Consider the following 21375-nt stretch of genomic DNA (forward strand, 5'->3'; position numbering starts at 1 on the left):
TGCGTCAGCGGTCGATCCAGGCCGTGCCGAACCACGGTGTGGACACCGCGGTGGTCTGGACCCCGTGGACGGCCGACCGGATCAGGAAGTGGTTCTGCTGGTCGTAGAGGGGGAGCACGGTGCCGCTGGCGAGGATCGTCTTCTGCGCCTGCTCGTAGAGGTCGCCGCGCTCCGACGTGTCGGAGGTCTGCGCGGCCTGTTCGAGCGCCTTGTCGACCGACGGGTCGTCGAGCTGCGCGAGGTTCGCGAAGTACCCGGACGGTGCCGGCGTGATGCTCGCGCTGTCGTAGAGGATGCGGAGGACGTCCGCGCCGACCTTCGTGTACGGGGCGCTGACGACGTCGTAGTGGTTCGCCGCGAGGGCCGCGTACCAGCTGGACAGGTCGAGCTCCTCGAGGACGACCTTGAAGCCGACGGCCTTCTCGGATGCCTGGATCTGCTGGAACAGGCTGCGCTCGGCGGGCACCGACTGGTTCGTCGAGACGGGGAAGGTCACGGTCAGCTGCTGGCCGTCCTTCTCGCGGACGCCGTCGCTGCCGACCTTCCAGCCGGCGTCGTCGAGCAGCTGCTCCGCCCGCTTCGGGGAGTACCCGAACAGGCTCTTGTCGGAGTACCCGTAGGGCTCGACGCTGGACAGCACCGAGTAGGAGCGCTTCGCCGTGCCGAGGAACAGGCTCTGGATGCCGGGGTCGACCTCGGCACCGGCGATGAACGCCTTGCGCACCGCTTCGTCGCGGAACACGCCGTGGCCGGAGTTCAGCTCGAGGCGGTTCGACGCACCCGGCCGCGGCGCGTCGAGGTCACGGATGGACCCCTTCGACGAGGCGGCTTTCAGCTGGTCCGGCTGCGCGTTGTCGATGACGTCGACCTGACCGGACTGCAGCGCGGCGTACCGCGAGGTCGAGTCGGGCAGGAACCGCCACGTGATGCCGGCGAGCCGCGGCTTCGTGGTGCCGCCGGCGTCGCGGCCGAGCGGCGTGTAGTCGGTGTTCTTCGTCAGCGTGACCCGGTCGCCGTGCTTCCACCCGGTGACCGTGAACGGGCCGGTGCCGACGGGGGACTCGCAGTTCGCCGCCTGCGAGCGCTGCAGCGCCTTCGGGGACTCCATGCCGACCCACGGCTGCGAGAAGGACTCGAGGAGCGCGCTGTCCGGGCGGCTGAGGGTCAGCGTGACGGTGTGCTCGTCCGTCGCGGTCGCCTGCTCGATGGACTGCAGCGCGAGGTAGCCCGTGCTCGACGCCGTCGCCGGGTCCTGCACGTGCTCGATGTTGGCCACGACCGCAGCGGCGTCGAACGGGGTGCCGTCGGTGAACGTCACGTCGTCGCGGAGCGTGAAGGTCAGGGTCTTCCCGTCGTCGCTCGTCTTCCAGGACTCGGCGAGCGCGGGGACCGGCTTGCCGTCGTCGAGCGCGGTGAGTTCCTGGATGTACTGGCTCGAGAGCAGCGCCTGCGGGTAGTTGCCGCCGACGTGCGGGTCGAGGCAGGTCGGTTCGGCGTCACCGGAGGCGTAGACGAGTGTGCCGCCGCTGACGGGGGTGCTGCTCGACGTGGCCGCTCCGCCGCCGGTGCAGGCGGTGAGCGCGAGGAGGACGGTGGCGGCGCCCGCGATGCCGACGGCGACGCGGGAACGGCGTTTCTGTACTGAGTCCAAGATCATGGCTGGACGAGTCTAGCGGTTTACTGGGGCGCATGGACGAACCGATGCGCCGCGGGGGGCGACCCCGTCGCTCGAGTGCCGAGGTCCTCGCGGACGCCGCCGCCGAGCTGTTCCTCGAGCAGGGCTACGGCCGCACGACCGTCGACCAGATCGCCGTGCGCGCCGGGGTGAGCCGGGCGACGTTCTTCAACTACTTCACCGCGAAGTCCGACGTGCTCTGGCTCGAGCTCGACGCCGCGGTCGCGTCCCTGCCCGAGCACCTCGCGGCGTCCACCGAGGAGTCCGCGGTGCGCGCGGTGGAGGAGGCCCTGCTCGCCACCGCACGTGCGCACGCCGCGGACCGGGTGCCGTGGGCGATCGCGCAGGCCGAGGTGATGGACATCGGACCGGAACTCGTCGCCAGCGTGGCGGCCCGGGTCACGGCGCAGCACGCGGCGGTCGCCGCGTTCGTGGCCGGGCGCACCGGCGACCACCCGTCCGCGCTCTGGCCGCAGACCGTGTCCGGGGCGATGCTCGGCGCGGCTGCGGCGGCCTTCGGCGTCTGGGTCGCGGACGGCGTCGGACGGCGCTCGCTCGTCGAGTACGTCGGTGCGGCGTTGACCCCGGTCGCCGCGGGGCTCGACGCACGCTGAGACGAGCGGGCCGCGCCCTCGCGCCCCGCGCCCGCCGGGTGCCCGCACGGGCGCCCGCGACGCCCCGCGCTCCGCTACTCCGTCCGCAGCGTCCCCGCGCCGCCGGACGCCACGTCCTCCACCGTGCCGTCCCGCACCACCTCGGGGACGTCGCCGTCGTTCGGCACGAGCGACTCGTCGCCCGGCAGGCTCAGCGTGAGGACGGCCTCCTCGACGTACTGGCTCTCCTCGAGCGACCGCTCGACCTCGCGGAGCCGGACGGCGACGTGCTCCTCGTTCTCGTTGCCGACGAGGTCGACCGCCGCGACGAGGTAGACCCGCGACGGTCCGACGAACTCGAGGTGCAGGTACGTCACGCGTTCCACCTGCGTCCGGCCGAGCAGTTCGACGAGCACCGCGTTCTCGAGCTCCGGCGACGTGCTCTCGCCGAGCAGGAAGCGGCGGTTGCGGTCGATGAGCACGACGGCGACGACGCCGAGCAGGACGCCGATCGCGATCGAGCCGATGGCGTCGAACACCGCGAGCCCGGTGACCTGGTGCAGGAACACCCCGAGGAACGCGACGACCAGGCCGACGAGCGCGGCGGCGTCCTCGGCGAAGACCGCGCGGAGCGTCGGGTTCGACGACTGCAGCACGTGCCGGAGCACCGGGACCCGGCGCTTCGTCGCGGCACCGTGCGCCTGCCGGTACGCCTGCAGGAAGCTCGTGCCCTCGAGGCAGAACGAGAGCGCGAGCACGATGTAGTTGAGGAGGACGTCCTCGGCGGGCCCGGTGTCGCCGAGCTCCGAGATGCCGTGGTAGATCGACACGATCGCCCCGGCGGTGAAGAGGCCGAACGCGGCGAACATCGACCAGATGTACGTCTCCCGCCCGTAGCCCAGCGGGTGCGCCGTGTCGCGCTTCCGGGCGCCCCGGCGTTCGGCCACGAGCAGGAAGACCTCGTTGCCGGTGTCGGCCCAGGAGTGTGCGGCCTCGGCGACCATCGACGCCGATCCGGTGAGCATCGAGGCGACGGTCTTGGCGATGGCGACGAGCAGGTTCGCGGCGAACGCGATGACGACGGTGAGCGAGGACTCGGGGCGGTCCGGCTCCTGAGTGGCGGGCATCGCTCCAGCATGCTCCCGTCCGCTAAACTCGCACACCAAGAGCATCGATCCGGCCATCACCGGGGAGCTTCCGGAAGAACGCGGGCCTGCCCGTCAGTAGAACCGGGCGGGTTCGGGACCGTCACCACCCCGACGACGAGCGGTCGTGCGGCAACACCGCGCACGGCAAGCGAGGTGGTACCGCGGAGCAGCGCTCCGTCCTCGTGGAGATCAACCGAACCCACAGGAGCCCCGGTGCGCTACCCCTTGAACTCGAACGCCGACGGCGTCGTCCCCTCGCCGTCCTTCCCCGACGTCGAACAGGGGATCCTCGCCTTCTGGAAGGGCGACCGCACCTTCCAGGCGTCGATCGACCAGCGCGAGGGCTGCCCGGAGTGGACCTTCTACGACGGCCCGCCGTTCGCGAACGGCCTGCCGCACTACGGGCACCTGCTGACCGGGTACGCGAAGGACGTCTTCCCGCGCTACCAGACGATGCGCGGCAAGCAGGTGCACCGTCGCTTCGGCTGGGACACCCACGGGCTGCCCGCCGAGCTCGAGGCGATGCGCCAGCTCGGCATCACCGAGAAGCACGAGATCGACGAGATGGGCGTCGACGTCTTCAACGCGGCGGCGAAGCGCTCCGTGCTGCAGTACACCGACGAGTGGCAGCAGTACGTCACCCGCCAGGCGCGCTGGGTCGACTTCGAGGACGACTACAAGACCCTCGACGTCACCTACATGGAGAGCGTCCTCTGGGCGTGGAAGCAGCTCTGGGACAAGGGCCTCGCGTACGAGGGCTTCCGGGTCCTGCCGTACTGCTGGAACGACCAGACGCCGCTGTCGAACCACGAGCTGCGCATGGACGACGACGTCTACCAGACGCGTCAGGACCAGTCCGTCACGGTGTCGTTCCCGCTGCAGGGCGCGCGCGCCGAGTCCCTCGGGCTCGCCGGTGTGCGGGCCCTCGCCTGGACGACGACCCCGTGGACCCTGCCCACGAACGCCGCGTTGGCGGTCGGGCCGGCGGTCACGTACGTGGTGCTGCCGGCAGGGCCTGGAGGCGCGGCTGACGGTGCCGAGGCGGGTTCCGTCTCCTACCTCCTGGCTTCGGACACCGTGGCGGCCTACACGAAGGAGCTCGGCTACGAGAGCGCCGACGACGCCGCTGCCGCGGTCGTCCGCACCCTGACGGGTGCGGAGCTCGACGGCGTCGAGTACGAGCGCCTGTTCGACCACCTCGCCGACACCGAGGGCATGGAGAACGGCTGGAAGGTCCTCGTCGCCGACTACGTCGAGACCGGCGAGGGCACGGGTATCGTGCACCAGGCCCCCGCCTACGGCGCCGACGACCAAGAGGTCTGCGCGGCAGCCGGCATCCCGGTGGTGCTCTCCCTCGACGCGGGCGGCGTGTTCACGCCGCAGTTCGGCGAGGTCGCCGGGCTCCTCTGGTCGGACGCGAACAAGCCGCTGACGAAGGCCGTCCGCGACGCCGGCCGGCTCCTCCGCCAGGCGTCGTACGAGCACAGCTACCCGCACTGCTGGCGCTGCCGGAAGCCCCTCATCTACAAGGCCGTCTCGTCGTGGTTCGTCCGCGTCACCGAGCTCCGCGACCGCATGGGCGAGCTCAACCAGGACATCAACTGGGTGCCGGACAACGTCAAGGACGGCCAGTTCGGCAAGTGGGTCGCGGGCGCCATCGACTGGTCGGTGTCCCGCAACCGGTACTTCGGCACGCCGATCCCGGTGTGGCAGTCCGACGACCCGGCGCACCCGCGGATCGACGTGTACGGGTCGCTCGAGGAGATCGAGCGCGACTTCGGCCGCCTGCCGGTCAACGCCGAGGGCGAGGTGGACCTGCACCGCCCGTTCATCGACGAGCTCACCCGGCCGAACCCCGACGACCCGACCGGGGCGTCCACGATGCGCCGCATCTCGGACGTGTTCGACGTGTGGTTCGACTCCGGGTCGATGCCGTACGCCCAGGTGCACTACCCGTTCGAGAACCGTGAGTGGTTCGAGTCGCACAGCCCGGCCGACTTCATCGTCGAGTACATCGGGCAGACCCGCGGCTGGTTCTACGTCATGCACGCGCTCTCGACCGCGCTGTTCGACCGGCCGGCGTTCCAGAACGTCATCAGCCACGGCATCGTGCTCGGCTCCGACGGCCAGAAGATGTCGAAGTCGCTCCGGAACTACCCGGACGTGTCCGAGGTCTTCGACCGTGACGGCGCCGACGCGATGCGCTGGTTCCTCATGTCGTCGTCGGTGATCCGTGGCGGCAACCTCGTCGTCACCGAGGAGGGCATCCGGCAGGGCGTCCGCGAGTTCCTCCTGCCGCTCTGGTCGACGTACTACTTCTTCACCCTCTACGCGAACGCCTCCGGGCCGGACGGCGCCGGGTCCTCCGAGGGCTACCGGGCCCAGCGCCGGACCGACTCGACCGACGTGCTCGACCGGTACCTGCTCGCGAAGACCCGGGTGCTCGTGGCCGACGTCACGACGCACCTCGACGCGCTCGACACGCCGCTCGCGGCGCAGGCCGTGCGCGACTTCGCCGACGTGCTCACGAACTGGTACGTGCGCCGGTCGCGCGACAAGTTCTGGGCGGGTGCCGGGTCCTCGCCCGAAGCGACGGCTGCGTTCGACACGCTGTACACGGTGCTCGAGACCCTCACCCGTGTGGCGGCCCCGCTCGCACCCCTCGTCGCCGAGGAGATCTGGAAGGGCCTCACCGGTGGCCGGAGCGTGCACCTCGAGGACTTCCCGGACGCCGGCGAGTTCCCGGCGGACGACGCGCTCGTCGACGCCATGGACCGCGTCCGCGACGTCGCCTCGAAGGGCCTCGCGCTCCGCAAGGCGACCGGCAAGCGCGTCCGCCTGCCCCTCGCGACGCTGACCCTCGTCGTGCCCGACCCGGCCGCGCTGACGCCCTTCGCGGACATCCTCCGTGACGAGCTCAACGTCAAGCGGGTGGTCCTCGAGGCGCAGGCCGAGGAGTCCCTGACGCAGTACGGCATCGAGCGGAAGCTCACCGTGAACGCGCGGGCCGCCGGCCCCCGCATCGGCAAGCAGGTGCAGCAGGTCATCCCCGCCGCCAAGCGGGGCGACTGGACGGCGACCGAGTCCGGCGTGACCGTCGGTGGCGTCGACCTCGTCGAGGGCGAGTACACGCTCGACCTCTCCGTCGCCGACCCGACCGTCGCGGTGGCGTTCCTCGACGGCGGCGGGTTCGCGGTGCTCGACACCGTGACCACGCCCGAGCTCGAGGCCGAGGGTCTGGCCCGCGACGTCGTCCGCGCCGTCCAGCAGGCCCGCCGTGACGCCGGCCTCGACGTCGGCGACCGGATCGCCCTCCGGCTCCGTGTCACGGCCGACGCCGTGGACGCCGTCCGCGCGCACGAACAGCTCATCGCGGGGGAGACCCTGTCGACGAGCATCGACGTCGGGACGGCCGAGTTCGCGCAGAGCGAGGGCACCGACGTCGGCGACGGTGCCAAGGTGTCCGTGGAGGTGGCACGCGCATGAGCGACATCAGTGATGACCAGTACGACGACCACGAACTCGACGGCGACCAGCCGGACGGTGTCCGGATCCCGGTCGGCCCCGCGGGTGACACGGACCCGACCGAGGCCCTGCCCTACGGCGGGGACGACGACGAGGTCAAGCGCGTCGAGACGGCGCTCTACACCCGCATCGGCGAGCAGTCGCCCGAGCACCGGCTCTCGGCGACCCGCCGCGCCGTCGAGCTCCTCGGCGACCCGCACCTGTCGTACCCGGTGATCCACATCACGGGCACCAACGGCAAGACCTCGACCGCCCGGATGGCCGAGAGCATCATCCGCGCGCACGGCCTCCGCACCGGACTCATGACGAGCCCGCACCTGGTGTCCATCCGGGAGCGCATCGTCGTGGACGGCGCACCGATCGCCGCGGACCGCTTCGTGGAGAACTGGGACGACATCGCCCCCGTCCTCGAGCTGACCGACAAGGAGCTCACCGACAAGGGCGAGCTCCCGCTGACCTTCTTCGAGGCGCTGACGGTCCTCGCCCTGGCGTGCTTCGCCGAGGCGCCGGTCGATGTCGCCGTGATCGAGGTCGGCATGGGCGGCGAGTGGGACTCCACGAACGTCGTGCAGAGCCAGGTGCAGGTGTTCACACCGATCGCGATCGACCACGCCAAGCAGCTCGGGAACACCGTGGCCGAGATCGCCCGCACGAAGTCGGGGATCATCAAGCCGTCCTCGTCCGTCGTGTCGAGCGCGCAGTCGGCCGAGGCGCTCGCCGAGCTCGAACGTGCGGCGGAGCTCACCGAGTCGACCCTCGCGGTCGAGGGCGCCGGGTTCTCCGTCGTCGACGTCACACCGGCGGTCGGCGGGCAGCTCATCACCGTGCAGGGGATCGCCGGACGCTACGACGACCTGTTCCTCCCGCTGTTCGGGCAGCACCAGGCGCACAACGCCGCCGTCGCGATCGCCGCGGTCGAGTCGTTCCTCGGCCGGGGCTCGCAGCCCCTCGACGAGGACGTCCTCTCCGAGGGGCTCGCCGGCGCGACCAGCCCCGGGCGGCTCCAGCCGATCGCCCAGGGCCCGACCCTCGTGGTCGACGCGGCGCACAACCCGCACGGTGCCCGCGCCCTCGCCGAGGCCCTGCCGGTGGCGTTCCCGTCCGGCCACGTCGTCGGCGTCGTCGGGATCCTCGGCGACAAGGACGCCCGCGGGTTCGTCCGTGCGCTGAAGGGCACGATCGCGACGTTCGTCGTGACCCAGCCCCCCGGTGACCGTGCGCTCGACGCGGACGAGTTCGCCCGGATCGTCGTCGACGAGGTCGGCGAGGACCGGGTCGTCGTCGAGCCCTCGCTCGCCGCCGCGCTGCAGGAAGCACGCGACCTGGCGGACGAGGCGGACGCCGACGACGCCATGGTGCTCGTCGCGGGCTCCATCGTGATGGTGGGGAAGGTCATGGACCTGGTCCACTCCGAAGGCGGGACGAAGTGACGGACGCACCACGGGCCTCCAGGCCGGGCCGCGCGCCCCGCACGCGCAGGCCGCGACGCGAACGCGGGGCGCAGGAGAGCCTGCTGTCGATCGCCCTCGTGCTCGAGGCGATCATGTTCTTCTTCCCGACGCTCGTCGTGTTCGGCAAGGGGACCCTCCCACCGGCCGTGGCGTTCGGCGGCGGCATCGGTGCGATGGTCGTGCTGGCGCTGGCCTCACGTCTGACCGGCAAGCCCGCCGGTGTATGGTTCGGGTGGCTGCTGCAGGCGGCCATCCTCGCCACCGGGTTCATCGAACCGTTCATGTTCGCGGTCGCCGTGGTGTTCCTGGCGCTGTGGGTCTTCTGCTTCGTCAAGGGCGGTCAACTCGACCCTCAGAACGCCGCGCGCCGAGCGGCCATGGGCGAGGACTGACCACCACATTCGACCCCGAACACAGGGAGTACTGCGTGTCCGACCTCGAAGAGACCCTCGTCCTCGTCAAGCCCGACGGCGTCGCCCGCCAGCTCACCGGTGAGATCCTCCGCCGGATCGAGGCCAAGGGCTACGAGATCGTCGACCTGAAGATGCTGACGGCTCCGCGTGACCTGCTCGACGCCCACTACGAGGAGCACCAGGGCAAGCCGTTCTTCGAGCCGCTCGTCGAGTTCATGCAGTCCGGCCCGGTCGTCGCCGTGCGCGTCGCCGGCAACGCCGTCATCGCCGGCTTCCGGTCGCTCGCCGGCACGACCGACCCGACCTCTGCCGCGCCGGGCACCATCCGTGGTGACCTCGGCCGCGACTGGGGCCTCAAGGTGCAGCAGAACCTGGTGCACGGCTCGGACAGCCCCGAGTCGTCGGCGCGCGAGCTCGCGCTCTGGTTCGCCTGAGACGCGGGGCTCGACCATGACGAACAACGACCGTCCCACCAAGAACGAGCGCCGTCAGCACGCGCGTGACGTCGCGCGGCAGCGTGCCGACGCCGAGAAGCGCCGCAAGCGCCGCAACCGCTGGTTCCTCCAGGGCGGCATCGGCATCGGCATCATCGCGATCGCGGCCATCGTCGCGATCGTCATCGTGAACGTGAACAACGCGAACACGGTGTCGGCCACCGGCCCGAAGAACATGGCGACCGGTGCGATCCAGTTCACCGCTCAGGACGGCAAGGTCGCTCCGGTGACCACGAAGGCCGTGACGGCGAACGGGACCCCCTCGGCCGTGCCGACCGCGAACGCCGACGGCACCGTCGCGGTGACCGAGTACGTCGACTGGGCCTGCCCGGTCTGCAAGCAGTTCGAGGCCGCCTACGCCGACCAGATCCTCGCCAAGGTGCAGTCCGGCGACGCGACCCTGGCAATCCAGCCGGTGTCGATCCTCGACCGCAGCTACCAGAACACGCGCTACGCCAGCCGTGCCGCGAACGCCGCCATGTGCGTCGCGAACTACGCCCCGGACAAGTTCCTCGACGTCCAGACGCAGTTCTTCGACAACCAGCCGGAAGAGGGCACCGCGGGTCTGACGAACGCCGAGATCGCGAAGCTCGTGAAGGCGGGCGGCGCGACCGGTTCGAACGTCTCCGAGTGCCTGTCGAGCGAGCAGTTCAAGGGCTGGGTGACGAAGTCGACCAAGGCCGTCGTCGCCGACCCGGCACTGCAGGGCACCCAGGGCTTCGGCACGCCGACCGTCCTGGTGAACGGCAAGAAGGTCGAGACGCTGAGCGACGTCATCACCGAGATCGACGCCGCCGCGAAGTAGTCCGCACCCTCTGCCGGCCCGCGACCACCTGCCGCAGGCTCGCACAACCACAGTCGCCCCGAACCACGCTGATGCGTGGTTCGGGGCGACTGTGGTTGTGCGGGGGCGATCGGCGCCACCGGCGGGCCGGGGGAGCGCCTACGCGGCGCCGCCGTGCTGCTCGACGAACGCGGCGAACGCGTCGGTGTCGGTCAGGGAGCCGTTGTACTGGGACCCGTTCACGATGACCACGGGGGTACCGGTCACCTTGTCGAGCGACGAGTTCGGGATCTTCTCGTTCAGCACGCGGTTCGTCGCGTCACCGACCCACCCGGCGAAGTGCTGGTCGGTGATGCAGGACGTCACCTTCGCGTTCGTCGCCCCGGCCGTCTTCGCCAGGGACGCGAGCTTGTCGTTCGTCAGCCCCCGCGTGCTCTCGGACGGCTGGTTCTCGTAGAGCGCCGTGTTGTACGCCAGGAACGCGTCCGGGTCGTAGTTCGCCACGCAGGCGGCCGCGGCGGCGGAACGGGTGGAGTACTTCGACCCGAGCGACACCCGGTCGAGCAGGTTGAACGGGTGCAGCTCGAGCGTCGCCGAGCCGGCCTGGACCCACTGCTGGATCTGGGACATCTGGCTCGTCTCGAACTGGTTGCAGTACGGGCACATGTAGTCCGAGTACACCGTGATGTTCGCGACGGAGTCGTCCTGCTTCGTCGGGGTCGGCTTCCCGCCGTCGGGGGTGGCCGACGTCGACACGGGGACGATCTGGCCGTTCACCCCGTGCAGCAGGAGCCCGTCGCTCGCCATGTTCTTCGGCCCGGGGCCGGCCGGTTGCACCGAGTTCGCGATCACCACGACGACGATCGCGATGACCGCGAGCCCGCCGACGATGATCCCGCTGATGCCCAGCGTCTTGTTGCGGCGCCGACGCGCCTGCTCCTTCGCGCGTGCTTCGCGGGCGCGTTCGCGTGCCGCATCCCGCCGTGCCTTCTTGCCGTCGTTCTCGCTCATCGAGTTCGAGCGTAGGTGCTGCCCAGGCGCCGATCGGTCGTCCTGGCTGGGAAGGAACCAGGAATTCGATGACGCGTCATCGAAAACGTCCAGCGGGGGTTCAGGACGACGTCCGGAGACGGGTCAGAAGGAGGACAGGATCGTCGGGAACTTGATGAGGATCGTCACGACGATGACCAGGTAGTTCGCCAGCGGGAACGCCCAGCAGAAGGGGAGCAGCGCCCGGCCGACCCGTTGCGTGCGGGCGCCGAACCGGCCCTGCGCGGCGTTCCAGATCGTGAACACCCAGAACAGCGGGATCGTCATCGACCAGACGAGCATGCACCACGGGCAGAGCGCGCCGATGAACCACACCGTCTGGGTGAACAGCCACGTCACGAACACCCACGCCAGGAACACGCCCGCGTTGAACGCGATCCAGAACCAGCGCGATCCGTTCCGGAAGCCCGCGAGCAGCATCACCGCGACCGCGATCGGCGCGACGAAGCCCATCACGCCGAGCAGTGGGTTCGGGAAGCCGAACAGGTGCCCCTGCCAGCTCGCCATCACGTCCGAGCAGCTGATGAACGGGTTGACGTCGCAGGACAGAACCTTCTTGGGGTCCGCGTACTTCGCGAACTCGTCCAGGACGAGCGAGAACGACCCGTACAGGCCCACCAGACCGGTGATCAGCAGGAAGACCGCCATGGCGATCGGACGTCGGACGGCAGGGGCTGGCGTGCTCACCGCGTCATCATCGCATGCGTGTTCCGGTCCTTTCCCCGTGCGGCATGCGATAATCGCTGCATGTCGTGCGGCCGATCCGCGCGACGACGAAAGCTTTCCGGGCGCCGCCCGGACGATCAGGTGTGGTGAGAGCACACCGTGACCGGGACTCGCGTCACTCCGACGCCGAGCCGGACGGGCCGGGTGCCCGAGACGGAACGGCTGCGGACACCACAAGTTGCCGCACCGGTCACAAGACAGCGAACGCGGGGGCGTGGTCGCCACCCGTTACAACTACAGAATTCCCGCCGTCCGACACGGGCGCGAGCGGGGTCAAGGAGTGCACCAGGTCCATGGTGGAGCAGAACAACGACAACACGAACAACGAAGAAGTCGCGCCGAAGCGTCGCGGTCGCCTGTTCGGCGGCCGTCGCGCCCGGTCGACCGGCCAGGAGGCCCGTGGGGACGTCACGCAGACGCCCCCCGCGGACGACACGGTCGCGCTGACGGACGAGGCGGTCGCCGCCCACGGGTCGGCTGCCGCTGTGTCCGAGCCTGCGCCTCCGTCCGCGCCTGTCGCGGCATCGGTCTCGGTCGAGGTCGACGCGGTCGCGAGCCCGAGCGCCGAGCCGCACGACGTGAGCACGGTCACCGGCGACCTGCCGGTGGTGGACGTGACCACGGTCGACGGCGCGAGCGACGGGGCGGAGACGCACCGCGCCTCCAGGGCCGTTGCCGATTCCGAGGCCTCCGACACGCCCGCCGGGCCGGAGACGCCCAAAGCGGCCGAGCCGTTCGTCCCGAAGGCGACGAGCACCCTCAGCCTGATCTTCCACGCGCCGGTCCTGCCGGAGGTGCCGGAGCAGTCGTACCGCGCGTCCCGCGTGGACGAGGACGACGACGAGCAGGGCGGCAGCCGCCGCCGTTCCCGCCGTCGTGGGACCAGCGCCGAGCGCGACCTGCGTGAGCCGCGCGAAGCGCGTGAACAGCGCGAGCCGCGTGAGCCGCGCGACCACCAGGAACCCCGCCGCCGCGAGGTCGAGTACATCACCGAGCCCCAGAAGGTGAAGGGCTCGACCCGGCTCGAGGCGAAGAAGCAGCGCCGTCGTGACGGTCGTGACGCCGGGCGTCGTCGCCAGGTCGTGACCGAGGACGAGTTCCTCGCCCGCCGCGAGAGCGTCGACCGGCAGATGATCGTCCGGTCGAGCTCCTCGTTGATCGAGATCGGCGTGCTCGAGGACAACGTCCTCGCCGAGCACTACGTGACCAAGTCGCAGAACGTGTCGCTCATCGGCAACGTGTACCTCGGCAAGGTCCAGAACGTCCTGCCCTCGATGGAGGCGGCGTTCGTCGACATCGGACGCGGTCGCAACGCCGTGCTCTACGCGGGCGAGGTCGACTGGAACTCCGTCGACACCGGCAACCACGGGCGCCGCATCGAAGCCGCCCTGAAGCCCGGCGACAAGGTGCTCGTGCAGGTCACGAAGGACCCGGTCGGCCACAAGGGCGCCCGCCTCACCAGCCAGGTCTCGCTGCCCGGCCGATACCTCGTGTACGTGCCGAACGGCTCGATGAACGGCATCTCCCGGAAGCTCCCGGACACCGAGCGCGCGCGCCTCAAGAAGATCCTCAAGGAGGTCCTCCCGGAGCACGCCGGCGTAATCGTCCGCACCGCTGCGGAGGGTGCGACCGAGGAGCAGCTGACCCGCGACGTCCAGCGCCTCACCAGCCAGTGGGAGGCCATCCAGAAGAAGGTCGCGAACGGCCAGGCGCCGGTCATGCTGCACTCCGAGCCGGACCTGCTCGTCAAGATCGTCCGCGACGTCTTCAACGAGGACTTCACGAAGCTCATCATCGACGGCGAGTCCGCACGGGCCACCATCGACGAGTACCTGACCGCGGTCGCGCCCGACCTCAAGGACCGCGTCGAGCTCTACGACGGGCCGGACTCCTTCGAGGAGTACCGCCTCAACGAGCAGATCGAGAAGGCCCTCGACCGCAAGGTGTGGCTGCCCTCCGGCGGTTCGCTCGTGATCGACCGCACCGAGGCCATGACGGTCATCGACGTCAACACGGGGAAGTTCGTCGGGTCCGGCGGCAACCTCGAGGAGACGGTCACGAAGAACAACCTCGAGGCCGCCGAGGAGATCGTCCGCCAGCTCCGCCTGCGCGACATCGGCGGCATCATCGTCGTCGACTTCATCGACATGGTCCTCGAGTCGAACCGCGACCTCGTGCTGCGTCGTCTCGTCGAGTGCCTCAGCCGTGACCGGACGAAGCACCAGGTCGCCGAGATCACCTCGCTCGGCCTCGTGCAGATGACCCGCAAGAAGATCGGCGTGGGGCTCCGCGAGTCCCTCGACGAGGTCAACGCGAAGGTCAACGACAACAACGCCGACCCGGGTCCGTCGAAGAGTCGTCGCAAGGGTCGTGGCAACGGCAGTACGCCGAACGGCGGCTCGAACGGCAGCGGGTCGAACGGCAGCTCGTCGAACGGCAACGGCGGCAACGGCGGCGGCCAGGAGTCGAAGTCGTCGCAGGCGCACCAGATCACCGACGACGTGAAGAACGCGCTCTCGCGCATCGCCGCGTCGACGATCCCGCACGAGGAGCACGACACCCACGCGTCCGCTCCGACAGCGTCCGTCGACAGTCCGTCGTCGCCGGAGTCGCCGGAGTCGCCTTCGTCGCCGGTGTCCCCGGTGTCGTCGCCGGAGTCGGTCGAGCAGGGGGAGCAGTCCTCCGGCCCGAAGCGTCGTCGCCGTCGTGGTGGCCGCGGAGCCGGTGCGCCGGACTCTGCGTCGTCGAACGAGCAGTCGACCGAGCAGTCGACCGAGTCCGCCGCGCCGGTCGCTCCCGCAGCTACGCCGGTCGCCGAGCCGGCTGCTCCTGCGGCTGCTCCGGTGGCCGAGCCGGCTGCTCCGGTGGCGGAGAAGGCCGCCAAGGCCCCGGCTCGTCGCCGGGTCAGCTCGAGTGCCCCGGTGACCCCGAACGAGACCTCGGTCGCGATCCTCGACATCCCGATCGCCGCCACCAAGCGCGAGCCGCGGAAGGTCAGCGGTGACGCCGAGTCCCTGCTCGACTCCGTCCTGCAGGCGCTCCCGGAGCCGAAGCAGCCGGGGCAGGGCCGGTCGCGCTCACGCCGGGTCTCGTCGCCGAGCATCAGTGCGCCGGCGAACACCGACGGCGACACGACCGACGACGGCCCCGTGATCCTGGGGAACTGACGATGTCGAACCCGGGCGACCCCGAGCGGTCGCAGCAGGACCGTGGGTTCTACGGTGCGGGCTGGTCCCAGCCCGCACCGGGCCCCCAGGGCCAGCAGCAGCAGGGCGGTGGACAGCACGGGGCGCCGCAGTACGGGGCGCCGCAGTACGGGGCTCCGCAGTACGGCGCGCCGCAGTACGGTGCGCCCCAGTACGGGCCGCCGCAGCCCGGGCCGTACGCCGGGCCTCCGTCCGTGCAGCAGCAGCGACGTCCGCGTCCCGAGGCCGATCCGCGTCGGGCGTTCGCGCCGGGCGCCTCGGTCACGAACACTGCCGGGGCGCTCATCGCCGTGGTGTCGCTCGTGCTCGTCGAGTTCGTCTCCGGGCTCATCGGGCTGCTCGGGACGTCGCTCGTGGTGCACCCGTTCTCGTCCTACGGTGCGGGCAACAGCCTGATCGGGGGCTTCGTCACCGGGGTCTTCGCCGCGCCGTTCCCGTTCTACGCCGGAGCCTTCCTCGCCCTGGCGTTCCTCACCCCGATCACCCGACGCAGCCCGCTGCCGACGGTGCTGCTCCGCGCGGTGCTCGCCGGAGCCGCCGGGACCATCGCGCTCGCGCTCGTGGGCGTGTTCACGGGCTCGATCGGAGCCGTCCGGTACGGGGGAGCACGACTCGTCATGGACGTCGTCACGTCCCCGCTCCAGAACGGCGTGCCCTTCACGGTGATGCTGCTGGCGACGTCGACCGCGGCGTGGCTGTGGCTCGGACGACCCCGTGGTGGGCGCCGTGCGGCAGGGACCCCTGGCACGCCCGGCACCGTCCGTCCTGCCGACGCCGTGCCGCCCGCGACCGTGCAGACGGCTCCCGTGCAGCAGCACCAGCAGCAGCACCAGCACTCGGTGCCTTCGCATTCGGTGCCCGTGCAGTCCGGAGTGCAGCAGCCGCAGCAGCCTCCTGTGCCGCCGTACGGCGGTCAGCAGCCCCCGGCGAACCCCTGGGGCGGTCCGGCGCCCCGCTGAGCCCACAGGGCCCGTACGGTGCCGCGCGAGCTCGCACGGTGCGAGGCCCGCGGTTCCACGGTGCGAGGTTCCACGTCCGGTGCGAGGTCCTGACCCTCGCACGACGCACGGAACCTCGCACCGTTCGTGCGTCGGGCGCGGGACCTCGCACGGTGCGAGGTGGTGCCGGGTCAGTACCCGCGCTTGTCCCGCTGCGTGACCCGCAGCCCGCTCGCGATGAGGCGCAGGACCAACTCGCGCCCGGTGACCGCCGTGGCCCCGGCAGCGACGAGTTCGTCGTACCGCGCGAGGGGCACGTCGTAGTGGTCGTGGTCGAACGCGCGGCGCGGGATCCCGGCCCGTTCGGCGAACGCGTGCAGTTCGTCGTAGGATCGGTCACTGACGAGGTGTGACCACACCGTGTCGTGCGCAGGCCAGGTCGGCGGATCGATCAACACGGTCACACGAGCAACTCTACGTGTGTCGCCGTTTGACCGAACGTAGGGGCATCGAGTATTCTCGATCCCTGGTGTCAGCGGGCCATTCTGCCTGCGTCGCCGATCGGGCCCGGGCTCCGGGAGCCGCTCGTGCAGAAGTGGGCACCCGAGACTTCCCTCAAGCAGAGTTACGTAAGGATTTCCACGTGGTTTACGCAGTAGTGCGCGCCGGCGGCCGTCAGGAAAAGGTCGAGGTCGGGACGATCATCACCCTCGACCGCGCCAAGGCAGACGACAAGGGCAACATCGACCTCGCCCCGGTGCTCCTCGTGGACGGTGACAAGATCACGTCGGCCGCTTCCGAGCTCGCCAACGTGACCGTCACCGCCGAGGTGCTCGAGGACCTCCGCGGTCCGAAGGTCATCATCCAGAAGTTCAAGAACAAGACCGGGTACAAGAAGCGTCAGGGTTTCCGCGCTGAGCTCACCCGTGTCAAGATCACCTCGATCGCGTAAGGCGGGAGTAGAAGATGGCACACAAGAAGGGTGCGAGCTCCACTCGCAACGGTCGTGACTCGAACGCACAGCGCCTCGGCGTGAAGCGCTTCGGTGGGCAGGTCGTCAACGCCGGCGAGATCATCCTCCGCCAGCGCGGTACCCACTTCCACCCGGGCGCCAACGTCGGCCGCGGTGGCGACGACACGCTGTTCGCCCTCTCGGCCGGTTCGGTCGAGTTCGGCACCAAGGGCGGCCGCAAGGTCGTCAACATCGTCAACGCGTAAGCAGTTCGACGATCTGATCTGCGCTCAGGCGACTGAGCGGGAGGGGCGGGCCGAGTGCCCGCCCCTCCTTCGGTTTTTCGCGGGTGAGCACTGCTCCCCGCACGACAAGGAGTGGAACCATGGCGACCTTCGTCGACCGCGTGACCCTGCACCTGACCGCGGGGAACGGCGGTAACGGCTGCGTGTCGGTCCGCCGTGAGAAGTTCAAGCCCCTCGCCGGCCCGGACGGCGGCAACGGCGGGGACGGTGGCGACATCGTGCTCGTCGCCGACCCCAACGTGACGACCCTGCTCGGGTACCACCGTTCACCGCACCGTTCCTCGAAGAACGGCCAGCCCGGCATGGGCGACCACCGCAGCGGCATCAGCGGCGAGACCCTCGAGCTGCCGATCCCGATCGGCACCGTCGTCCACGACGAGGACGGGTCGGTCATCGCCGACATGACCGAACCGGGCATGCGCGTCGTCATCGCCCCCGGTGGTCAGGGCGGCCTCGGGAACGCGGCACTCTCCACCACGAAGCGCAAGGCCCCGGGCTTCGCGCTCCTCGGGACCGAGGGCTGGGCCGGTGACGTCAGCCTCGAGCTGAAGACCATCGCGGACGTCGCCCTCGTCGGGTTCCCGAGCGCCGGCAAGTCCTCGCTCATCGCCGCGATCTCCGCAGCGAAGCCGAAGATCGCCGACTACCCGTTCACGACCCTCACGCCGAACCTCGGCGTCGTCGAGTCCGGCTCCTCCCGCTTCACCGTCGCGGACGTCCCCGGTCTCATCGAGGGCGCGTCGGAGGGCAAGGGCCTCGGCCTCGAGTTCCTCCGCCACGTCGAGCGGTGCGAGGCCCTGCTGCACGTCATCGACTGTGCGACGCTCGACCCGGGCCGCGACCCGATCAGCGACCTCGACGTCATCCTCGGCGAACTCGAGCGCTACCCGGTCCCCGAGGGCCAGGTCCCGCTGCTCGAGCGCCCGCAGATGATCGCGCTCAACAAGGTCGACGTGCCCGAGGCCGCCGAGCTGGCCGAGTTCGTGACCGCCGAGCTCGAAGCGCGGGGCTACCGCGTCTTCCCGATCTCCACCGCGTCCCGCAAGGGCCTGCGCGAGCTGACGTTCGCGCTGGCCGACGTCGTGGAGCAGGCACGCGCCTCCCGGGCTGCCGAGCCGGCGGTCGAGCGCATCGTGCTCCGCCCCAAGGCGGTCAACGAGAAGCCGTACACGATCCGCGCCGAGGGCGGCGAGGAGCACCGCTTCTACCGCATCCGCGGTGCCAAGCCGGAGCGCTGGGTGCAGCAGACCGACTTCACCAACGAAGAGGCCATCGGCTACCTCGCCGACCGCCTGGCGAAGCTCGGCGTCGAGGACGGCCTGTTCAAGGCCGGCGCCGTCGCCGGGTCCACCGTCGTCATCGGTGGCGACGGCGGGACGATCTTCGACTGGGAGCCCACGCTCACCTCGACCGCCGAACTCATCACGAGTGCCCGCGGTACCGACGCACGCATCGGGGCGACCTCGCGTCCGACCCGCAACGAGCGTCGTGAGGAGTACTTCGAGCGGATGGACGGCAAGGCCGCGGCCCGCGCCGAGCTCGAACAGGAGCGCATCGCCGGCCTGTGGGCGGACGACGACGACTACGAGACGGACGGGACCGTCGCCACCGACTCGTCGGGGCGCGGTTCCGACCACGACGAGGACTGATCGCAGCATGACCGACACGACCGCGCGCACCGGCCTCGGACCCGTCACCCGGCGTGAGGACATCCCGCGTGCGCGGCGGATCGTGGTCAAGGTCGGCTCGTCGTCGGTCAGCGGTGACAACACCGGGCAGATCGCTCCGCTCGTCGACGCGATCGCCGCGGCACACGGTCGCGGGACCGAGGTCGTGCTGGTGTCCTCGGGTGCCATCGCGACGGGGTTCCCGTTCCTCGGGCTCGAGGGCCGACCGGACGACCTCGCCACGCAGCAGGCCGCGGCCGCCACCGGGCAGAACGTCCTGATGTTCCGGTACCAGAAGGAACTCGACCGGCACGGGGTCGTCGCCGCGCAGATCCTCCTCACCGCGGGGGACCTGCAGAACCCCACGCACCGGGTGAACGCGCAGCGGGCGATCGACCGGCTGCTCGCCCTGCGGGTGCTGCCGATCGTGAACGAGAACGACACGGTCGCCACCCACGAGATCCGCTTCGGCGACAACGACCGGTTGGCGGCACTCGTCGCCCGGCTGCTCGGCGCGGACGCGCTCGTGCTGCTCTCCGACGTCGAGTCGCTCTACACGCGGCCCCCGGAGCAGCCCGGCGCGGAGCCCATCACCGAGGTGCCGTTCGGCGACGAGCTCGCCGGGGTCACCTTCGGGTCCATCGGTACGGCTGGCGTCGGCACCGGCGGAGCGGGCACGAAGGTCGCCGCTGCGCGGCTCGCCGCCGAGGCGGGCACGTCGGTCCTCGTGACGGCGACGGCGCTCGTGGAGCGCGCGCTCGCGGGTGACCAGGTGGGGACCTGGTTCGAGGCGGCTCCGCGGTCCTGATCCCCGGCACTGCCGCCTGGAGGCACGGTGCCGGTCCGGCACGCCGCCTGACGCCCGTCGGGTGGCCGGTCGCGCACCCTCGCGACGCCCGTCACCGGGGGAGGGCCGCGCCTACAATCGAGGCATGTCGCTGACCGCTCCCGCACCGACCCTGACCGACAAGCTGGTCGCCGCGCGCGGCGCCTCGTCGGCCCTCGCCACGGCGACCACCGCGGTGAAGGACGCGGCGCTCCTCGCGATCGCCGCGGATGTGCGCACGGCGACGGACGAGATCGTCGCGGCGAACCACGACGACCTGGTCGCGGGCGAGGAGGGCGGGCTGACCTCGGGGCTGCTCGACCGGCTGCGGCTCGACGCCGCGCGGATCGAGGCCCTCGCGGCCGCGGTCGAGCACGTCGTGGGGCTCACCGACCCCGTCGGGCAGCACGTCCGCGGCTCCCGCCTGCCGAACGGCCTGCAGCTCTCGCAGGTGCGGGTGCCGTTCGGTGTCGTCGGGGCGATCTACGAAGCGCGCCCGAACGTCACGGTCGACATCGCGAGCCTGGCGCTGAAGAGCGGCAACGCGGTGGTGCTCCGCGGCGGGTCCGCGGCCGCACGGACCAACGCGGTGCTGGTCGCCCGCATCCAGGACGCCGTGGCCTCGGTCGGGCTGCCCCGCGAGCTCGTGCAGACCATCGACGAGTTCGGCCGCGCCGGCGCCACCGAGCTCATGCGTGCACGCGGGCTGGTCGACGTCCTCATCCCGCGGGGGAGCGCATCGCTCATCCAGACCGTCGTCACCGAGTCCCGGGTCCCCGTGATCGAGACCGGGGCGGGCGTCGTGCACGTCTTCCTCGACGAGTCGGCACCGCTCGACCGGTCGGTCGACATCGTGCTCAACAGCAAGGTGCAGCGCCCGAGCGTGTGCAACGCCCTCGAGACGCTCCTCGTGCACGAGCGGGCGGCGGAACGGCTGCTGCCCGTCCTCGCGGACCGGCTGCGTGCAGCTGGGGTGACGCTCCGTGGTGACGAGGCCACGCGGGTCATCGTCCCCGGCGTGCTCCGCGCGACGGACGACGACTGGGCGACGGAGTCCATGGACCTCGACCTGTCGATCCGGGTCGTCCCCGACGTCGACGCGGCGATGGCCCACATCGCACGGTGGTCGACCCACCACACCGAGTCCATCGTCACGAACGACGTCGACACCGCAGAGCGCTTCATCGCCGAGGTGGACTCCGCGGTCGTGATGGCGAACGCCTCGACCCGGTTCACCGACGGTGGCGAGTTCGGTTTCGGTGCCGAGGTCGGGATCTCCACGCAGAAACTGCACGCCCGCGGGCCGATGGGGCTGCCCGAACTCACGAGCACCAAGTGGATCGTGCGCGGCCAGGGCCAGATCCGCGGCTAGACTGAACGGCGAATTCCCCCGACCGAACGGAGCATCGGACACATGACCTTCCTCGCTGAAGCCGCTGAGCACGCCTCCGGCGTCCCCGCGTACGTCTTCCCGCTCGTCGGCGCGCTGTTCTTCGCGTTCCTCGGCTTCGTCACGTGGAGCTTCCGCGACGTCGCCTACCGTCACTCGCAGAAGTTCGAGGCCACCCGCCACCACGAGACGGGTGTCGACGAGTTCGGTCACACCAAGATCTGACCTGCCA

Annotated in this window: 19 protein-coding genes; 14 read left to right on the forward strand and 5 right to left on the reverse strand. The window is 70.6% G+C overall.

From position 1 onward, the window contains the following. Positions 1–4 precede the first annotated feature (4 nt). On the reverse strand, positions 5–1657 hold the full coding sequence (locus tag DEJ28_RS05630; protein WP_111115434.1) for an ABC transporter substrate-binding protein: 1653 nt from the start codon (positions 1655–1657) through the stop codon (positions 5–7). A 32-nt stretch (positions 1658–1689) separates the two neighbouring features. Between DEJ28_RS05630 and DEJ28_RS05635 the strand changes: the two genes are divergently transcribed. Continuing rightward, entirely contained in the window at positions 1690–2289 is a 600-nt protein-coding gene (locus tag DEJ28_RS05635) for a TetR/AcrR family transcriptional regulator (protein ID WP_111115435.1), read from the forward strand. Positions 2290–2363: 74 nt separating this feature from the next. On the opposite strand, the gene DEJ28_RS05640 is transcribed toward DEJ28_RS05635, so the two are convergent. Further along, complete coding sequence (locus DEJ28_RS05640; protein WP_111115436.1) at positions 2364–3395, reverse strand: cation diffusion facilitator family transporter; 1032 nt, start codon at positions 3393–3395, stop codon at positions 2364–2366. Between the two features lie 234 nt (positions 3396–3629). Here DEJ28_RS05640 and ileS point away from each other — a divergent pair, with 234 nt between their 5' ends. From ileS to DEJ28_RS05665, 5 genes are read left to right on the forward strand one after another with little or no spacing between them, the layout of a single operon-like run. Then, a complete protein-coding gene (ileS, locus tag DEJ28_RS05645) occupies positions 3630–6902 on the forward strand; it encodes an isoleucine--tRNA ligase (RefSeq protein ID WP_111115437.1) in 3273 nt (1090 codons plus the stop codon). After that, positions 6899–8371 carry a bifunctional folylpolyglutamate synthase/dihydrofolate synthase gene (locus DEJ28_RS05650; RefSeq protein WP_111115438.1) on the forward strand — a complete coding sequence of 491 codons (1473 nt, stop codon included), beginning with the start codon at positions 6899–6901 and terminating at the stop codon, positions 8369–8371. The genes ileS and DEJ28_RS05650 overlap by 4 nt, the downstream gene beginning before the upstream one ends. Further along, complete coding sequence (locus DEJ28_RS05655; protein ID WP_146248841.1) at positions 8368–8784, forward strand: DUF4233 domain-containing protein; 417 nt, start codon at positions 8368–8370, stop codon at positions 8782–8784. The genes DEJ28_RS05650 and DEJ28_RS05655 overlap by 4 nt, the downstream gene beginning before the upstream one ends. 35 nt (positions 8785–8819) lie before the next feature. Beyond that, positions 8820–9239 (forward strand): nucleoside-diphosphate kinase, encoded by a 420-nt coding sequence (ndk, locus tag DEJ28_RS05660; RefSeq protein ID WP_111115440.1) that lies wholly within the window; start codon positions 8820–8822, stop codon positions 9237–9239. 16 nt (positions 9240–9255) lie between these two features. Continuing rightward, on the forward strand, positions 9256–10104 hold the full coding sequence (locus DEJ28_RS05665) for a DsbA family protein (protein ID WP_111115441.1): 849 nt from the start codon (positions 9256–9258) through the stop codon (positions 10102–10104). Between the two features lie 138 nt (positions 10105–10242). Here DEJ28_RS05665 and DEJ28_RS05670 read toward each other — a convergent pair whose 3' ends face one another. Both DEJ28_RS05670 and DEJ28_RS05675 read right to left on the reverse strand, forming a co-directional pair. Next, the gene (locus DEJ28_RS05670) at positions 10243–11094 is read right to left on the reverse strand and encodes a DsbA family protein (protein WP_111115442.1); all 852 of its coding nucleotides are present in this window, start codon (positions 11092–11094) and stop codon (positions 10243–10245) included. Positions 11095–11217: 123 nt separating this feature from the next. After that, positions 11218–11820, reverse strand: coding sequence for a vitamin K epoxide reductase family protein (locus DEJ28_RS05675; protein ID WP_258368039.1), 603 nt, complete (start codon positions 11818–11820; stop codon positions 11218–11220). A 332-nt stretch (positions 11821–12152) separates the two neighbouring features. Between DEJ28_RS05675 and DEJ28_RS05680 the strand changes: the two genes are divergently transcribed. Both DEJ28_RS05680 and DEJ28_RS05685 read left to right on the forward strand, forming a co-directional pair. Further along, positions 12153–15026 (forward strand): Rne/Rng family ribonuclease, encoded by a 2874-nt coding sequence (locus DEJ28_RS05680; RefSeq protein ID WP_111115444.1) that lies wholly within the window; start codon positions 12153–12155, stop codon positions 15024–15026. 2 nt (positions 15027–15028) lie between these two features. Further along, positions 15029–16024 carry a hypothetical protein gene (locus DEJ28_RS05685; protein ID WP_111115445.1) on the forward strand — a complete coding sequence of 332 codons (996 nt, stop codon included), beginning with the start codon at positions 15029–15031 and terminating at the stop codon, positions 16022–16024. Positions 16025–16194: 170 nt separating this feature from the next. Here DEJ28_RS05685 and DEJ28_RS05690 read toward each other — a convergent pair whose 3' ends face one another. After that, positions 16195–16467, reverse strand: coding sequence for a DUF4031 domain-containing protein (locus tag DEJ28_RS05690; RefSeq protein WP_111115446.1), 273 nt, complete (start codon positions 16465–16467; stop codon positions 16195–16197). A 179-nt stretch (positions 16468–16646) separates the two neighbouring features. On the opposite strand from DEJ28_RS05690, the gene rplU reads away from it, so the two are divergent. The 6 genes from rplU (at position 16647) to DEJ28_RS05720 (ending at position 21368) form a co-directional block, all read left to right on the forward strand. Then, positions 16647–16955: a 50S ribosomal protein L21 gene (gene rplU, locus DEJ28_RS05695; RefSeq protein WP_071293761.1), complete on the forward strand. Its 309-nt coding sequence runs from the start codon at positions 16647–16649 to the stop codon at positions 16953–16955. A gap of 14 nt (positions 16956–16969) precedes the next feature. Further along, positions 16970–17221: a 50S ribosomal protein L27 gene (gene rpmA, locus DEJ28_RS05700; RefSeq protein WP_111115447.1), complete on the forward strand. Its 252-nt coding sequence runs from the start codon at positions 16970–16972 to the stop codon at positions 17219–17221. Between the two features lie 119 nt (positions 17222–17340). Next, on the forward strand, positions 17341–18909 hold the full coding sequence (gene obgE / locus DEJ28_RS05705; RefSeq protein WP_111115448.1) for a GTPase ObgE: 1569 nt from the start codon (positions 17341–17343) through the stop codon (positions 18907–18909). A gap of 7 nt (positions 18910–18916) precedes the next feature. Further along, positions 18917–19735, forward strand: coding sequence for a glutamate 5-kinase (proB, locus tag DEJ28_RS05710; RefSeq protein WP_258368040.1), 819 nt, complete (start codon positions 18917–18919; stop codon positions 19733–19735). Positions 19736–19859: 124 nt separating this feature from the next. After that, positions 19860–21125, forward strand: a complete 1266-nt coding sequence (locus DEJ28_RS05715; protein WP_111115449.1) for a glutamate-5-semialdehyde dehydrogenase — start codon at positions 19860–19862, stop codon at positions 21123–21125. A gap of 42 nt (positions 21126–21167) precedes the next feature. After that, positions 21168–21368 (forward strand): hypothetical protein, encoded by a 201-nt coding sequence (locus DEJ28_RS05720; RefSeq protein ID WP_079238598.1) that lies wholly within the window; start codon positions 21168–21170, stop codon positions 21366–21368. The last annotated feature ends 7 nt before the right edge of the window (positions 21369–21375 follow it).

This window comes from Curtobacterium sp. MCPF17_002 (assembly GCF_003234115.2).
Lineage (GTDB): Bacteria > Actinomycetota > Actinomycetes > Actinomycetales > Microbacteriaceae > Curtobacterium.

Coding starts and splice junctions, on each gene's coding strand:
- rpmA (WP_111115447.1), top strand. CDS start 16,970: ATGGCACACAAGAAGGGTGCGAGCTCCACTCGCAACGGTCGTGACTCG.
- DEJ28_RS05715 (WP_111115449.1), top strand. CDS start 19,860: ATGTCGCTGACCGCTCCCGCACCGACCCTGACCGACAAGCTGGTCGCC.
- DEJ28_RS05630 (WP_111115434.1), bottom strand. CDS start 1,657: ATGATCTTGGACTCAGTACAGAAACGCCGTTCCCGCGTCGCCGTCGGC.
- proB (WP_258368040.1), top strand. CDS start 18,917: ATGACCGACACGACCGCGCGCACCGGCCTCGGACCCGTCACCCGGCGT.
- DEJ28_RS05635 (WP_111115435.1), top strand. CDS start 1,690: ATGGACGAACCGATGCGCCGCGGGGGGCGACCCCGTCGCTCGAGTGCC.
- DEJ28_RS05680 (WP_111115444.1), top strand. CDS start 12,153: ATGGTGGAGCAGAACAACGACAACACGAACAACGAAGAAGTCGCGCCG.
- obgE (WP_111115448.1), top strand. CDS start 17,341: ATGGCGACCTTCGTCGACCGCGTGACCCTGCACCTGACCGCGGGGAAC.
- DEJ28_RS05720 (WP_079238598.1), top strand. CDS start 21,168: ATGACCTTCCTCGCTGAAGCCGCTGAGCACGCCTCCGGCGTCCCCGCG.
- DEJ28_RS05670 (WP_111115442.1), bottom strand. CDS start 11,094: ATGAGCGAGAACGACGGCAAGAAGGCACGGCGGGATGCGGCACGCGAA.
- DEJ28_RS05685 (WP_111115445.1), top strand. CDS start 15,029: ATGTCGAACCCGGGCGACCCCGAGCGGTCGCAGCAGGACCGTGGGTTC.
- DEJ28_RS05650 (WP_111115438.1), top strand. CDS start 6,899: ATGAGCGACATCAGTGATGACCAGTACGACGACCACGAACTCGACGGC.
- DEJ28_RS05665 (WP_111115441.1), top strand. CDS start 9,256: ATGACGAACAACGACCGTCCCACCAAGAACGAGCGCCGTCAGCACGCG.
- DEJ28_RS05640 (WP_111115436.1), bottom strand. CDS start 3,395: ATGCCCGCCACTCAGGAGCCGGACCGCCCCGAGTCCTCGCTCACCGTC.